Raw genomic sequence first — 15,608 nt, forward strand, 5'->3', positions numbered from 1 at the left:
GGTCACCAGCAGCCCGGGCGCCCCACCCTGCCCCGCGCTCTCCGGACTCACCGCGCCAACTGAATTCCCTGAGTTCTCCGAATTCCCCGAGTTCCCTGAACTCCCTGAATTCCCCGGCAATTCGCTGCACCCCCTCAACGACCGCCCCTGCCGACACGCAATGGTCACACTTACGGCCGTACCAGCATAGTGCGGAGAAATCTTGTGGTACCTCTTCAAGTGACCGCGAATTCAGGCGCGGTCCAGGGGGTTGCAAGGGGGACGAACATGAGTTCTCGTCGTATGGCCCGGCGGCTGGCCGTGGTCACGGGATCACTGGTCACGGCATCTTTTTCGGCCGTGATGATCCTGCCGTTCACGGCCGCCGCCGACGACCAGGGACCGGGAAGCGGCAAGGGGGGAAAGGCGGTTGACCAGGCACCGGCGGGTGTGCGGCTGACGACCACGCTGCCCGAGAAGATCTCGGTCGACAACAGTTCGCAGAAAACGGCGATCACGGCCACCGTCAGGAACGGGGGAACCAAGGAAAGCGGCGACATCAGGCTTCTGGTGGTCGGTTTCGACGGCCTGCGGGTCAACGGCGTCCAGGGCTGCGACGCGATCGCGGCGAAGGATCTGCCGGCCGGTTCGAACAGCGGCTTCAGCTGCTCCGTCGGCGCGCTCGGCGCGGGCGCGTCGAAGTCGTACGCGGTCGACGCGACGTTCGACCTCGGCAGGACCGGGAAGATCTGTCTGCCCGTGCAGAGCGCGGACGGGAAGAAGACGTTCTGGCAGCAGGGCCCGGTGCCGTTCGGTACGACGAACCCGGCGCCGAACGCCCCGGCCACCCCGCTGCTGCTGGGCACCGACAACAAGCCGGTGGGGCCGGGCGGCGACCAGTTGCCGAAGACCGGCGCGGGACGTGACCTGCTGCCGCTCGGCGCGGCCGGCGCGGCGCTGATCACGGCCGGGGCGGCGGGGGTGTGGTGGTCGCAGCGGCGGCCGCGGCAGCAGTCGTGACACGCCCGAAAGCGGCGGGGCCCGGGATGCCGAAGCATCCCGGGCCCCGCGCGGTCGTGGCGGGTCAGCGCCTGTCGGCCAGCTTCCACGCGGCGGGCAGCGCGCCCATCGCCAGGACCGCCTTCACCGCGTCGCCGATCAGGAACGGGGTCAGGCCGGCGGCGATCGCCGCGGACGCGGACATGTCGGCGGCGTAGGCCAGGTACGGCACGCCGATCGCGTAGATGATCGCCTCGCCGAGGAGCATCGTGCCCGCCATGCGCAGGACCCCGCGGTCGGCGCCGCGCCGGGCCAGGGCGCCGACGGCGGCGGAGGCGAGCATCATGCCGAGGATGTAGCCGAAGGAGACGGAGACCCCGGAGGTGCCGCTCGCGAACCACGGCACGCCCGCGAGGCCGGCCAGCGCGTACAGGGCGAGGGAGAGCAGGCCGCGGCGGGCGCCGAGGGCGGTGCCGACGAGCAGGGCCGCGAAGGTCTGGCCGGTCACCGGGACCGGGGAGCCGGGCACCGGGACGGCGATCTGGGCGGCGAGGCCGGTGAGCGCGGCGCCGCCGGCCACGAGGGCCACGTCGCGCACCCGGGACGCGGGCAGAAGGTCGGCGAGGACGGTGCCGGGGCGGGTCGGCGCGGCGGCGGTGGCGGTGCTCATGGGGACTCCGCGGGGTGGGGTGGGCAGACGGACACGGACATCGTGACGCTATCCCGGCCGGTCTGAGCCGGACACGTCAGCGATCGACAAAGGCCGGAAGCGGCACTTGGTGGGCTCCCCACAAAGGATGTGGGTTACACGCGGTACGGGGTGACGCCGATCACTGAGGCAGAGATGTTTCAGTCACGTCAACGGCATTCGACAGGGCTGTGGAGTTCCGCCAATCGAACCCTAGCGGTCTGGTGGGATTCCCTGTTTCTGGCCTACTCTTCGGGACATGGTCGCCCAGTCCCTGAACCTCACGTCGCGTCGCTATGTCGACCTGCGGCGGCAAGGGGCTGCCACCTGTCGCCGTCCGGCCTGAGGCCGCGCCGCGGGAGACCGGTCCGGCGCGCCTCGCACCCCGAGACGTGTCGGCCCCCGTTCCCGAGGACGGTTTCCCATGCCCCGTACCGCGGCACCCCCGCTCACCTCCGCGCCCCGTGACCGGCGGCGGACCAGCGCCAGTGTGGTCCTCCGCTCGGTGCTGGAGCACGGGCCGGTCGCCCGCTCCACCATCGCCCGGCTGACCGGGCTGTCCCCGGCCTCCGTCACCGACTACTGCGCCCTGTTCGCCGAACTCGGCCTGATCCGGGAGACGGAGGTACCGCGGCGCGTCAGGGGGGTGGGCCGGCCGCATGTCCCGGTCGACCTCGACGACTCGCGGTTCGTGGTCGGCGGGGTCCATGTGGCCGTGCCGTACACCACGGTCGCCCTGCTCGACCTGCGCGGACGGGTCGTCGTACGACGGGAGTTGAAGCACCGGGACACCGAGCCCGGCGGGGTGCTGGCGCGGGCCGGCGCCGGTCTGGCCGCGCTCCTTGACGAGGTGCCCGGCAGCCGGCCGCTGGGCGTCGGGGTCGCCGTGGGCGGCTGGGTGGACCGGGACACCGGGACCGTGGTCGAGCACCCGCTGCTGGGCTGGCGCGAGGTGCCGGTGCGCGAGCTGCTCGGCGCGCGCACCGGACTGCCGGTCCATGTGGACGGGCACGCGCGGGCGTTGGTCAACGGCGAGCGGCTGTTCGGGCGGGCCAGGGGCAGCCGGAGCGTGCTGCATCTGTTCGTCGGGAACGTGGTCGACGCGGCCTTCGCCACCGGCGACGAGGTGCATCACGGTCCGCGCTCCCAGGCGGGCACGATCGCCCATCTCCCGGTGCCGGGCGGCACCGAACCGTGCGGCTGCGGGCGGACCGGCTGTCTCCAGGTGGAGCTGAGCGAGCTGACGCTGGTACGGCGGGCGCGGGCCGCCGGGGTCGTCGAGGGCGGCAATCCGATGGACGTCCTCGCGGCGGCGCGGGCCGGCGACCCGGTGGCGGTACGGCTGCTGGTGGAGCGGGCGCGGCTGACCGGGCGGGCGGCTGCGCTGCTGCTCGACGTCCTCAATCCGGAGAGCGTGGTCGTCACCGAGGTGGGTGCGCTGTACCGGGAGGACTGCCTGGCCGCGCTGCGGGAGGCGGTCGGGCCCCGGCGGGCGCCCGTGGCGCCGACCAGTTTCGGGGCCGGCGTGCTGGCGGTCGCGGGCGGTTCCGTGGTCCTGGACGTGCTGTACCGGGACCCGTTGAGCGCGTCACCAGAGCTTATTTAATTCAGAAACTCGGAATATTGACAGCCGTCGCGCACGACAAGGAACATCTTTCTCATGACCTGTCGCACTCTTTGTTGCTGACGTCTTGGCGCGCCCAAGGCGCGCGTTTCCCCGCATGCCCCGCATGCTCTGCATGAGATCCCCCGCTGCGAGATCTCTCTTTCCGGCCCTGCGTCGCCGGTAATTCACGCTGCCTTTCTGCTGCTTTCCTCCCCGGAGTACTCCCATGCCTTCTGCGTCCCCTTCCGGCGTCGACCGCCGGGTCTTCCTCACCTCACTGCTCGGCGCCTCGGCGGCCGTGGCCGGGCTGAGCGGCTGCGCGGGCGGCAGTGCCGCCGCCGACACGGCGGCCGCCTCCACCGTTCCGCCGGCCGCCAAGGTGCCGGCCGGCACCAGCCTGAAGATCGCCTCCTATCTGGGCCAGCAGCAGCTGCAGTTCAAGCTGGCGAAGCTGCCCGAGCTGCCGTTCACGGTGTCGAGCTGGCTGAACATCGGGGCCGGTCCTGATGTCATCAACGCGTTCCGCGCGAAGTCGCTGGACCTCGCGAACAACGCGGGTATTCCGCCGATCCAGGCGCAGTTCCAGGGTTTCGCGGCGAAGATCGTGGCGATCGACATCACCCGTAAGCCGAACTACCTGTTCGCCACCAAGCCCGGCAGCGACATCCACACGGTCGCCGATTTCAAGGGCAGGAAGCTCGCGTTCTCACAGGGGCAGGCCCAGGGGGTCGTACTGCTGCGGGCGTTGAAGAAGGCCGGGCTCTCGTACGACGACGTGCGGCTGGTGCAGCTGACCAGCAACCAGTTCCTCACCGCCCTGCAGTCCGGTCAGGTGGACGTCGCGCCGCTGGCCAACACCCAGGTGCCCGCCTACCTCCAGCAGTACGGCTCGAAGGGTGCCCGCACGATCACCACCGGCGTCGTCGACCTGCTGAACCTGCTCTGGGCGCCGCAGGCGGTGCTCAACGACCGGGCGAAGGCCGCCGCGATCGCCGCGTACATCCCGGAGTGGGCCAAGGGCCAGGTCTGGCAGTGGGAGCACCCGGACACCTGGAACGAGGAGTTCTACGTCAAGACCCAGAACCTGACCCTCGCCCAGGCCCAGGGCATCACCAAGCTCGCCAACAAGCCTCTGTTCCCGCCGAGCTGGGACGAGGCGATCAAGTGGGAGCAGGAGACCGCCGACCTGCTGGCGGAGGGCGGCTTCGTGAAGAAGACCGACGTCTCCTCGCTCTTCGACCACCGCTTCGAGGGCCTCGCCGCGAAGGCCGTACCGGAGGAGTACCGCAAATGACCGCCGTGACCACCGGCACCGTTCCGGTCCCCGTCGCCGAGGAGACCCACCGGGTCCGCCCGCGGCGCCGCCTGTCCCCCGGCAGACGGCTGCCGGCCGCCCGGCTGGCCGGCCCCCTGGTCTTCCTGGCCGCGTGGGCGATCGCCTCCGCCGCCGGGCAGCTCGACCCGAACGCGATCCCGGCGCCCTGGACCGTCCTGGACACCGCCGTCCACCTGTGGACCGGCGGGACGCTGCGCACCGACATCCTGACCTCGGTCGAGCGGGCCGGGTACGGCTTCGCGATCGGGCTGACCGCCGGGGTGCTGCTGGCCCTGGCCTCCGGGCTCACCCGGACCGGCGAGGCGCTGATCGACGGGACCGTGCAGATCAACCGGGCGATCCCCACCCTCGGACTGATCCCGCTGTTCATCCTCTGGCTGGGCATCGGCGAGACCTTCAAGATCGCCATCATCGCGATCGTCGTCTACATCCCGGTCTACCTGAACACCCATGCCGCGCTGGCCGCCATCGACAGCCGCTACGTCGAACTGGCCGAGGTGCTGGACCTGTCCAGGCCCCAGTTCATCCGGCAGATCGTGATCCCCGGCGCGCTGCCCGGATTCTTCGTGGGACTCCGGCTCGGCGTCACCGGCTCCTGGCTGGGCCTGGTCGTCCTGGAGCAGATCAACGCCACCAGCGGCCTCGGCTACATGATGTTCCAGGCCCAGAACTACGGGCGCAGCGACATCATCCTCGTCGGTCTGCTGATCTACGGCGTCTTCGGTCTCGTCTCCGACACCGTGGTCCGACTCGTCGAACGGAGGGTGCTGTCATGGCGCCGCACACTGAGCAGCTGATCCGCCCCGCGGTCCAACTCCGAGGACTCACCAGGTCGTTCGGCGACCGTACCGTCCTCGACGGCATCGACCTGGACCTGCCGGCCGGGCAGTTCACCGCCCTGCTGGGGCACAGCGGCTCCGGCAAGAGCACGCTGCTGCGGGCGGTCGCCGGACTCGACCACGGTGTCACCGGCAGCGGGCAGCTCACCGCCCCCGAACGGGTGTCGGTGGTCTTCCAGGACTCCCGGCTGCTGCCCTGGCGCCGGGTGCTGGACAACGTGGTCCTGGGACTTGACGGCAGGGACGCCTACGACAAGGGGCGCGCCGCGCTCGACGAGGTCGGCCTCGGCGGCCGGGAACGGGCCTGGCCGAGCGAGCTGTCCGGCGGCGAGGCACAGCGCGCCGCGCTCGCCCGCTCCCTGGTCCGCGAACCCGAACTGCTCCTCGCCGACGAGCCGTTCGGCGCCCTGGACGCGCTCACCCGGATCAGGATGCACCACCTGCTGCGCGAGCTGTGGAAACGGCACCGCCCGTCCGTCCTGCTCGTCACCCACGACGTCGACGAGGCGATCGCCCTCGCCGACCGGGTGCTCGTCCTGGAGAAGGGCCGGGTCGGCGTCGACCTGACCATCGATCACGAGCACCCGCGCAGCGGGTATCGAAGCCGGCTGCTGGCGGCGCTGGGCGTCACGGAGGACGTCGCGTGACCGCCGGTCGCGGTGACCGTCCCGGGGGCTGCCGCCCCCGGACCCCCGCTTCGGCCTGAACGGCCTCGTCCTCAAACGCCGGACGGGCTGAAAGTCATCGGCGCTGACACGCAAAGGACCTCGCATGACCCGCCAGCTCCACCTCAACGCCTTCCTCATGAACACCGGTCACCACGAAGCCTCCTGGCGGCTCCCGGAGAGTGACCCCTACGCGCATGTCGACCTCGCGCACTACGCCGGGCTCGCCCGGACCGCCGAGCGCGGGACCTTCGACTCACTCTTCCTGGCCGACGGACCGCATCTGTGGGGCAGTGTCGCGCAGCGGCCGGCCGGGGCCCTGGAGCCGCTGACGCTGCTCACCGCGCTGGCGACGGCCACCGAGCACATCGGCCTGATCGCCACCGCCTCCACCTCCTACAACTCCCCCTACAACCTGGCCCGCAAGTTCGCCTCGCTGGACATCATCAGCGGCGGCCGGGCGGGCTGGAACATCGTCACCACGGCGGGGGCGGAGGCGGCCCGCAACTTCGGGATCGACGAGGAGCCCGCGCACGCCGAGCGGTACGCACGTGCCGCCGAGTTCCTCGACGTGGCCCTGAAGCTCTGGGACAGCTGGGAGGACGACGCGATCCTCGCCGACAAGGACTCCGGTGTCTGGGGCGACGACGCGAAGATCCACCCGCCCCGGCACCGGGGCACGTACTTCCGTGTCGAGGGCGCCCTCAACGTGCCCCGCAGCCCGCAGGGTTACCCGCTGCTGGTGCAGGCCGGCTCCAGCGAGGACGGCAAGGCCTTCGCGGCCCGGTACGCGGAGGCGGTGTTCACGGCGCAGCAGACCGTCGAGGACGCCCGCGCCTTCTACGCCGACCTCAAGGCCCGTACGGTCGCGGCCGGCCGCGACCCGGACCACATCAAGGTGCTGCCCGGCATCGTCCCCGTCATCGGCTCGACCGAGGCCGAGGCACGGGCGCACGAGGAGTTCCTGGAGGAGCACATCGTGCACCGGCACGGGGTCGCCAACCTGGAACGGCTGCTCCACCTCCCCGCCGGAGCCCTGGAGCTGGACGCGGAACTCCCCGCCGGCCTGCCGCCCGAGGACGCCATCGAGGGTGCCAGAAGCCGCTACACGCTGGTCGTCGGGCTCGCCCGCCGCGAGCGGCTCACCGTGCGGCAGCTGATCGGCCGGCTCGGCGGCGGCCGCGGGCATCTGACCTTCGCCGGAACACCCGAGCAGGTCGCCGACGCGATCGAGACCTGGTTCACCCAGGGCGCCGCCGACGGCTTCAACATCATGCCGCCCGTGCTCCCCTCCGGCCTGGAGAGCTTCGTCGACCACGTCGTGCCGATCCTGCGCGCCCGCGGCCTGCTGCGCACGGAGTACGGCCCGCGCCGCACCCTGCGGGAGCGCTACGGCCTGCCCCGCCCCGCCAACCAGTACGTCACTCCCGCACTCGCCACCGTCTGAAAGGACCACCCGCATGTCCATCGAGATCCGTAAAGTCACCGCGAACATCGGCGCCCAGGTTCTGGGCGTGGACATCTCCAAGCCGCTCGACGAGGAGCAGGTCACCGCGATCCGCGAGGCCCTGAACGTCCACAAGGCCCTGGTCTTCGACGACGTCCGCCTCGACGACGAGGGCCAGGAGGCCTTCGCCCGGCACTTCGGCGACCTCACCACCGCCCACCCGACGGTGCCCGCCGTCGACGGCGCCCCGAACGTGCTGCCCGTCGACAGCGAGCGCGGCCGGGCCAACCACTGGCACACCGACGTGACGTTCGTCCTGAACCCGCCCCAGGCCAGCACGCTGCGCTCCATCACGATCCCGCCGTACGGCGGCGAGACGCTGATCACCAGCTCGGCCGCCGCCTACCGGCAGCTCCCGGAGCCGCTGCGGGCGCTGGCCGACACGCTGTGGGCGGAGCACACCAACGACTACGACTACGCCGTACCGGACGAGGAGGTCGACGAGGAGAAGGCCGCCCAGCGCGCCCAGTTCACCTCGATCAGGTTCCGCACGGTCCACCCGGTGGTCCGGGTGCACCCGCTGACCGGCGAACGCGGCCTGTTCATCGGGGGGTTCGCGCAGCGGATCGTGGGCCTGTCGAAGGACGAGTCCCGCCGGATCCTCGACCTGCTCCAGGCGTACGTCACCCGTCCCGAGAACATCCTGCGCCACCGCTGGTCCCCCGACCAGCTCGTCCTGTTCGACAACCGCATCACCCAGCACTACGCCGTCGACAACTACGACGGCGCGCCGCGCCGCCTCAACCGGGTCACCGTCGCCGGTGACATCCCGGTCGGCATCGAGGGCAAGGAAAGCTACTCGATCGAGGGCGACGCCTCGCACTACACCTCCGTGGCCGAGTGACCACGGGGCGTTGACGCCACGATGACGGCCGCCCCCGCGGCGACCCTGCTTCCGAGGCCCTCACGTGACGGCACGTGGGGTCATGTGCCCATGGCGCTACGGGAGACGGGGCGTGCGGGGCCGTTGAGAGGATCCGCGCCCGGCGGGACGGCCGGGCGCGGACGGGCGGCCTACAGGTTGCTGAAGTCGGGGCCCTTGGTACGGGTCCGCTTGATCTCGTAGAAGCCGGGGACGGAGGCGACCGCGAGGGTGCCGTCCCACAGGCGGGCCGCCTCCTCGCCCTGGGGGGCGGGGGTGACGACCGGGCCGAAGAAGGCGATCTGCTCGCCGTCGGGGCCGGGGACCGCGATGACCGGGGTGCCGACGTCCTGGCCGACCTTCTCGATGCCCTCCTTGTGGGAGGCGCGCAGCTGGGCGTCGAACTCGAAGTCCTCCTGGTCGGCGTAGTCGATCAGGTCGGCGGGCAGGCCGACGTCCGCGAGCGCGCCCGCGATGGCCTCCACGGTCGGGCCCTCGCCGTTGTTGTGGATACGGGTGCCGAGCGCGGTGTAGAGCGGGCCGAGGATGTCGGCGCCGTGCTTCTGCCAGGCGGCGGTGACCACGCGGATCGGCTTCCAGGCCTTGGTCTCCAGCAGCTCGCGGTACTCCTCGGGCAGCTCGTCGAGCTTGGGCTCGTTGAGGACCGCGAGGCTCATGATGTGCCAGCGGATCTCGATGTCGCGGACCTTCTCCACCTCCAGCACCCACCGGGAGGTCATCCAGGCCCAGGGGCACAACGGGTCGAACCAGAAGTCGACGGGGGTCTTGCCGGAGCTGGTCACGGTCTCGGACATGGTTCTCCTCAAATGCGGTCCTTTCCAGCGGCAACACCGGCACCGACCACCCCATTCCCGGGTGCCCGGCGTCAGGGGCACGTGGGAGGATCGGTGCTGTTCCGGCGTACCTACGACGACGCGTATCGACACGAAGGAGTGCCGCCCGTGCCCGGTGAGAATCTGTCCCGCGACGAGGCCCGGGAGCGGGCCGCCCTGCTCTCGGTCGACGGGTACGACGTGTCGCTCGACGTACGGTCCGCGGTCGGGGAGGGCCAGGACGAGCCGCGCACCTTCCGCTCGGTGACCACGATCCGCTTCCGCTGCAGCGAGCCGGGGGCGTCGAGCTTCGCCGACCTGATCGCGCCGAGCGTGACCGCCGTGACCCTGAACGGCAAGGACCTGGACCCCGGCGAGGTCTTCGACGGCACCCGGATCGCCCTGGAGGACCTGGCCGCGGAGAACGAGCTGGTGGTGGATGCCCGGTGCGCCTTCTCCCGCACCGGCGAGGGACTGCACCGCTTCGTCGATCCCGAGGACGGCGAGGTCTACCTCTACACGCAGTACGAGCCGGCCGACTCCCGCCGGGTCTTCGCCAACTTCGAGCAGCCGGACCTCAAGGCGCCGTTCCGCTTCGAGGTGCGGGCGCCCGAGGAGTGGACGGTGTGGAGCAACGGGGCGGGTGAGCTCGCCGACGGGGTCTGGCGGTTCGCGGAGACGAAGCCGATCTCGACGTACATCACGTGTGTGGTGGCGGGGCCCTACCACTACGTGACGGAGTCGTACTCCCGCGCCCTGCCGGACGGCTCGACGCTGGAGATCCCCCTCGGCGCGATGTGCCGCAAGGGTCTCGCCCCCTACTTCGACGCCGACGACGTCTTCCTCATCACCAAGCAGGGCCTGGACTTCTTCCACGACCACTTCGACTACCCGTACCCGTTCGGGAAGTACGACCAGGCGTTCGTGCCCGAGTACAACCTGGGCGCGATGGAGAACCCGGGCCTGGTGACGTTCCGGGAGGAGTACATCTTCCGGGGCAAGGTGACGCAGGCGTCGTACGAGGCGCGTGCCAACGTGATCCTGCACGAGATGGCGCACATGTGGTTCGGCGACCTGGTCACCATGGTGTGGTGGGACGACCTGTGGCTGAAGGAGTCCTTCGCGGACTTCATGGGCACGTTCGCGAACGTCGGCGCGACCCGTTTCGAGAACGCGTGGACCACCTTCGCCAACCGCCGCAAGGCCTGGGCGTACCGCGCCGACCAGCTGCCCTCCACGCACCCGATCACGGCCGACATCCGCGACCTCCAGGACGCCAAGCTCAACTTCGACGGCATCACGTACGCGAAGGGGGCGAGCGTGCTGAAGCAGCTCGTGGCGTACGTCGGCCAGGACGCGTTCCTGGAGGGCGCCCGCCGCTACTTCAAGCGCAACGCGTACGGGAACACGCGCCTCGGCGACCTGCTGTCGGTCCTTGAGGAGACCAGCGGCCGGGACATGGGCGCCTGGGCCGGGAAGTGGCTGCAGACGGCGGGGGTGAACTCGCTGACCCCGCAGGTGCTGCTGGACGGCGAGGGCCGGGTCGACGAGCTGGCCGTGGTGCAGGAGGCCGCCGAGTCGCACCCCGAGCTGCGTCCGCACCGGGTGGCGATCGGCCTGTACCGGCTGGAGGGCGGCGATCTGGTGCGGTACGCGCGTGCCGAGGCGGACGTCGACGGCCCGCGCACGGTGATCGCGGAGCTGGCCGGAGCCGAGGCCCCGGAGCTGGTCCTGGTCAACGACGACGACCTCACCTACTGCAAGATCCGTTTCGACGAGACGTCGCTGGCGACCCTGCGCGGCCACCTCGGCTCGCTCACCGATCCGCTGGCCCGGGCGCTGTGCTGGTCGGCGCTGTGGAACCTGACCCGGGACGCGCTGCTGCCCGCCCGGGACTTCGTCGGCCTGGTGCTGCGGTTCGCGAGCCGCGAGTCGGACATCGGCGTGCTCCAGATGCTCCAGGCGTGGGCGGAGTCGGCGCTGGTGCACTATGTGGCGCCCCAGGGGCGGGAGGCGGTCGGGCGACTGCTCGCCGAGGGCGCGCTGCGGGAGCTGCGGCAGGCGGCGCCGGGCAGCGAGCACCAGCTGGCCTGGGCGCGGTTCTTCGCGTCGACGGCGGCGGCCGACGCCGATTTCCGGCTGCTTGAGGAACTTCTGTCGGGGGCCGCCACGATCGACGGTCTGGACGTCGACCAGGAGCTGCGCTGGGCGTTCCTCGAACCCCTCGCCGCACACGGCGCCGCCGACGAGTCCGTCCTCGCGGCCGAACTGGCCCGGGACGACACGGCGTCCGGCAAGCGCCACCAGGTGCGCTGCCTGGCCGCCCGGCCGTCGGCGGCCGTGAAGGCGCAGGCGTGGGCGCAGGTCGTGGAGTCGCAGGCGCTGTCCAACGCGCTGGTGGAGGCGACGATCGCGGGCTTCGCCCGGCCGTCGCAGCGGGAGCTGCTGGCGCCGTACACGGAGAGGTACTTCGAGGTCATCGCCCGGATCTGGGCGGAGCGCTCGATCCAGATCGGCATGGACGTGGTCCGGGGTCTGTACCCCTCCCTGCAGGACCGCCCGGAGACCCTGGAGGCGACGGACGCGTGGCTGACGGCCCATGCCGACGCGCCCCCGGCGCTGCGCCGGTTGGTCCTGGAGGCCCGGGACGACCTGGCACGGACGTTGCGCGGACAGGAGTGCGACGCGCGGGCCGCGGCGGCCTTCGCCGACTGACCTTTGGCCACAGGTCGCCCTCCGGGTGACCGTTACGCAATTCAGTCAATCATGGCCGTAACCTCTGGTCCCCACCCGTCCGGACCAGGGGTTCCGGGCCCCTACTCGGCACCCGAACATCCGTCCTTTAGTCCCGTCTTGTCCGTATTTATCGACGAACGTGTAACACCGGTTAAGGACCCGGCCGGCCCCGGGAATCCCGATGCCATGACCCACAACACCCCGCTCTCCCCCCGCCCCCTCCGCCATCTGTCCGACGTCCATCGCCGGGTGCTGACGACGGCCCAGCTCCGCTCCCACGGCGTCGCGGCCACCGACATCGCCGAGCAGTGCCGGCCGGGCGGCCCCTGGCAGCTACTGCTCCCGGGCGTCGTCCTGCTGCACCCCGGTCCGCCGACCAGCGAGGAACGCCTGCACGCGGCCCTCCTGTTCACGGCGCGCGAACCGGCCCCGGGCGTCCCGGCGCAGCCGACCCCGGACTCCCCGCACCGCCCGGTCTACACGGACGCGATGATCACGGGTCTGGCGGCGCTGACCCTGCACGGCTTCTCCGCGACCCCGCCGCTGCTCTCCCTGGACCACGTGGACGTCCTGGTCCCGCGCATGCGCCGGCTGCGCTCCACCTCCTACGTCCGGGTGCTCCGCACCCCGGCCCTGCCGACCCCCGTGCAGGTCACGGGCGTCCCGGTGGCCCCGGTCCCGCGCGCTCTGGCGGACGCGGTGGCGGACCTGACCGACGCGGAGGCGGTACGGCGGCTGCTGACCGAGGCGGTGCGCGGCGGCCACTGCGACCCGGCCGCGGTGGTGCGGGAGCTGACCCAGGCCAAGCTGCTCTCCCGCCCGCACGTGGTGGACGCCGTGGACTCGCTCGTCGCCGAGGGCCGGGCCATCGCGGAGGACCGCCTCTACCGGATGGTCCACGAGTACGGCCTGCCCGACCCGGTCTGGAACGTGGACCTGAGGCTGCCGGGCGGCCCGCACCTGGGCGGCCTCGACGCCTACTGGCCCGAGCAGGCGGTCGCCGTCGAGCTGGACACCCGCGCCCCACGCCAGGACGACGACGCCCTGTGGTCCGAGTACACCCGCAAGCGGGAGCACCTGGAGCGCCTCGGCATCACGGTCGTGTACCTCACCCCGAAGAAGCTCCGCAACGCGATGGAGCAGCAGGCGGCGGTGGTCCGCACAGCCCTGATGGCGGCCGGCGACCGCGACCCGGCCGCGTACGTGGTGGTGCTGCCTCGCTGAGGAGCGCCCCGAAGAGGCCCCGAAGGGGCGCGGGGCTGTATCGAATGTGCGGCTACCGCCGCGTGGGCGCGACCAGCCACGACGGCGCCGCAGCGGAACAACGGCGCATCGGGGCGGCGCCGCCAGAAGAAGAGGCCGCCGGTTCGGAGGGGAACCGACGGCCTCTTCTCGCGCCGCACGGCCGGGGCCGGTCGCTTCGGGCGCCCTCTACAGTGACCGGGATGAGCGACGACGACGCCGTGATACTGCGCCCCGCCCGCGAGGGCGACCTTCCTCTGCTGGAGCGGTTCCTCTTCGACCCCGAGGCGGCGAGCCGCTTCCAGTGGTTCGGCTGGCGGGACCCCGACCGGTTCCGGCGCCGCTTCGCGGAGAACGGTCTGCTCGGGCCGGACGGCGGCCAGCTGATCGTCGACACCGACGCCGCGTCCGACGGCCCGTTCGGCTTCGTGTCCTGGCACCAGCTGACGACCGGCCCCACGTCGTACTGCTGGAGCGTCGGCATCGCCCTGGCGCCTCGGGCCCGCGGCCGGGGCATCGGCACCCGCGCCCAGCGCCCCCTGGTCCGCTACCTGTTCGCGCACACCCCGGTGCAGCGGATCCAGGCCGACACCGACTCGGCCAACATCGCCGAGCAACGCGCCCTGGAGAAGGCCGGTTTCACCCGGGAGGGCGTCATGCGCGGCATGGTGTTCCGGGACGGCCACTGGCGGGACTGCGTCCTCTACGGCGTCCTGCGCGACGACCCGCTGCCCGGGTGAGCCTGCCGGGCAGCGGGCCGTCGCGGGGGCGCTACTGCCCGCTGACGCCGGGGCGCAGTTCGTCGCGCACGTCGCCGACGACATGGGCGAGCAGGTCGGCGTAGGCGGCGATCATCCGGGTCCGGCTGAACCGCTCGCGGCTCGCCGCCAGCGCGGGAGCGAAGAGCTCTCTGTCGGCCACCGCCGCCGACCAGGCGAAGGCGATCGCGTCGGGGTCGAAGGGCGTCACGAAGCCGTGTCCCTCGACGATCGAGGCGCTGTCGCCGACGTCGGTCGTGACCGGGACGGCGCCGCACATCATGCCCTCGATCAGGCAGAGCGGCGCCGCCTCGCCGGAGGCGGAGGTGAGGGCGACGACGTCGGAGCCGGCGTAGACGGTCTCCATGTCGTGCCGTACGCCGAGCAGGTGCACGCGGTCGCCGAGGGCGGCCCGGTCGGCGCCGAACGCGACCTCGATGTCGGCCCAGAGGGCGGGGTTGTCCTCGGTCATGCCGGCCCCGCACATGACGACGTGGCCGCCGCCCTCACGGGCCAGCCAGGCCCTGGCCGCCCGCAGGAAGAGCGGCACGTTCTTCATGCCGGCGTACCGGGCGGCGAACACGACGACGGGGGCGCCGGGGCCGCCGGGAGCGGTGGCGGGGATGCCGAGGGACTCGCGGAAGGCGAGCCGCAGCGCCGCGTCCGGCCGGAAGCGGAGCAGGTCGACCCCGTTCGGGATGACGTGCAGCAGCTCACCGGGGATCCCGGCGGCCTCGTAGGCGTCCCGGGTGGACTCGGCGCAGCACACGCACGCCACGACGGTCCCGTCCGCGATGGCGGCCTTCAGTTCGTCCAGCGCCGGGCCCTGGTTCTCCGGGTCGGACCGGTGCAGGCAGACGACGACGGGACGGCGGGGCAGCCCGGCCTGGTTGAGCAGCGCGAGCGGCTGCTCCTTCAGGGACAGGATGACGTCCGCGCCGGCCATGGCCCGCGCCGTGTCCGCCAGCTCGGGCCCGCTGAAAACCGACGCGGCGACGGTGCCGTCGACGAGCCCGGCGGTGCGGCCGAGGGAGGAGACCTCGATGCCACCGGCCGTGAGGGCCCGGTAACAGGCGTCGTCCTCCATGCGCTGTGTGGTGGCTTCTCGGTGGACCTCACCGTGCAGACTCAGCACCCGATGCCACTGCTGTCCGCCCTCCACCAGGCCCAGCAGCACATCACTGTGCACGATCCGGGCTCCCCCGGAGAAAAAACCCTCGTAGACCGAGAGCACACGAAGTCCGAGCCGAGCGCTCACACGACCACCAACCTTGCACCATATCGAGCCATCCCCGGGAACCGCGGGTTAGCCGATATGAGGCGGTACGGACGTTTCATTCGGATGAACGGCGCGTCTCGTCCCGGAGTCGGCTGCGTTGACAGGGCGAGCATCGGACCCCGGGTCGTCAACATCATTCCACTTCCCCTGCCACCATCCTCCTGACCTGCTGTTTTACAGGAGCTTCGGGCTCCCTCGCGGCCTCCGGACCAGCGTGGCCGACGGCAAAAAATCGGCAAGCCAGGTGCCCGGACGCGCGACGATGTCACCGGCCGCGGT

13 protein-coding genes are annotated in these 15,608 nt (G+C 71.6%); 10 read left to right on the plus strand and 3 right to left on the minus strand.

The annotated features are described in order from the left end of the window. The first annotated feature begins 342 nt into the window (after positions 1-342). Complete coding sequence (locus OHB00_RS18060; RefSeq protein WP_406445836.1) at positions 343-999, plus strand: hypothetical protein; 657 nt, start codon at positions 343-345, stop codon at positions 997-999. A 64-nt stretch (positions 1,000-1,063) separates the two neighbouring features. Here the strand turns inward: OHB00_RS18060 and OHB00_RS18065 are convergent, their stop codons facing one another. Next, entirely contained in the window at positions 1,064-1,648 is a 585-nt protein-coding gene (locus OHB00_RS18065) for a biotin transporter BioY (protein WP_406435924.1), read from the minus strand. A gap of 442 nt (positions 1,649-2,090) precedes the next feature. Between OHB00_RS18065 and OHB00_RS18070 the strand changes: the two genes are divergently transcribed. From OHB00_RS18070 to OHB00_RS18095, 6 genes are all read left to right on the plus strand, one after another. Further along, on the plus strand, positions 2,091-3,272 hold the full coding sequence (locus OHB00_RS18070) for an ROK family protein (protein WP_406435925.1): 1,182 nt from the start codon (positions 2,091-2,093) through the stop codon (positions 3,270-3,272). Between the two features lie 226 nt (positions 3,273-3,498). Then, positions 3,499-4,566, plus strand: a complete 1,068-nt coding sequence (locus tag OHB00_RS18075) for an ABC transporter substrate-binding protein (RefSeq protein ID WP_406435926.1) — start codon at positions 3,499-3,501, stop codon at positions 4,564-4,566. Further along, positions 4,563-5,405 carry an ABC transporter permease gene (locus tag OHB00_RS18080; RefSeq protein WP_406435927.1) on the plus strand — a complete coding sequence of 281 codons (843 nt, stop codon included), beginning with the start codon at positions 4,563-4,565 and terminating at the stop codon, positions 5,403-5,405. Before OHB00_RS18075 ends, OHB00_RS18080 begins: the two co-directional genes overlap by 4 nt. Next, positions 5,381-6,094: an ABC transporter ATP-binding protein gene (locus OHB00_RS18085; RefSeq protein ID WP_406435928.1), complete on the plus strand. Its 714-nt coding sequence runs from the start codon at positions 5,381-5,383 to the stop codon at positions 6,092-6,094. Before OHB00_RS18080 ends, OHB00_RS18085 begins: the two co-directional genes overlap by 25 nt. 124 nt (positions 6,095-6,218) lie before the next feature. After that, a complete protein-coding gene (locus OHB00_RS18090; protein WP_406435929.1) occupies positions 6,219-7,559 on the plus strand; it encodes an LLM class flavin-dependent oxidoreductase in 1,341 nt (446 codons plus the stop codon). 13 nt (positions 7,560-7,572) lie between these two features. After that, on the plus strand, positions 7,573-8,463 hold the full coding sequence (locus OHB00_RS18095; RefSeq protein ID WP_406435930.1) for a TauD/TfdA dioxygenase family protein: 891 nt from the start codon (positions 7,573-7,575) through the stop codon (positions 8,461-8,463). A 170-nt stretch (positions 8,464-8,633) separates the two neighbouring features. On the opposite strand, the gene OHB00_RS18100 is transcribed toward OHB00_RS18095, so the two are convergent. After that, positions 8,634-9,296, minus strand: coding sequence for a DsbA family protein (locus OHB00_RS18100; protein ID WP_406435931.1), 663 nt, complete (start codon positions 9,294-9,296; stop codon positions 8,634-8,636). A 147-nt stretch (positions 9,297-9,443) separates the two neighbouring features. On the opposite strand from OHB00_RS18100, the gene pepN reads away from it, so the two are divergent. The 3 genes from pepN (at position 9,444) to OHB00_RS18115 (ending at position 14,032) form a co-directional block, all read left to right on the plus strand. Beyond that, the gene (gene pepN / locus OHB00_RS18105) at positions 9,444-12,029 is read left to right on the plus strand and encodes an aminopeptidase N (RefSeq protein ID WP_406435932.1); all 2,586 of its coding nucleotides are present in this window, start codon (positions 9,444-9,446) and stop codon (positions 12,027-12,029) included. A 207-nt stretch (positions 12,030-12,236) separates the two neighbouring features. After that, positions 12,237-13,274 carry a hypothetical protein gene (locus OHB00_RS18110; protein ID WP_406435933.1) on the plus strand — a complete coding sequence of 346 codons (1,038 nt, stop codon included), beginning with the start codon at positions 12,237-12,239 and terminating at the stop codon, positions 13,272-13,274. Between the two features lie 221 nt (positions 13,275-13,495). Further along, positions 13,496-14,032 carry a GNAT family N-acetyltransferase gene (locus tag OHB00_RS18115; protein ID WP_406435934.1) on the plus strand — a complete coding sequence of 179 codons (537 nt, stop codon included), beginning with the start codon at positions 13,496-13,498 and terminating at the stop codon, positions 14,030-14,032. A gap of 31 nt (positions 14,033-14,063) precedes the next feature. Here the strand turns inward: OHB00_RS18115 and OHB00_RS18120 are convergent, their stop codons facing one another. Further along, positions 14,064-15,284, minus strand: coding sequence for a glycosyltransferase (locus tag OHB00_RS18120; RefSeq protein WP_406445838.1), 1,221 nt, complete (start codon positions 15,282-15,284; stop codon positions 14,064-14,066). Positions 15,285-15,608 lie beyond the last annotated feature (324 nt).

Origin of the sequence: Streptomyces sp. NBC_00631 (assembly GCF_045206895.1) — a bacterium.
GTDB lineage: Bacteria > Actinomycetota > Actinomycetes > Streptomycetales > Streptomycetaceae > Streptomyces.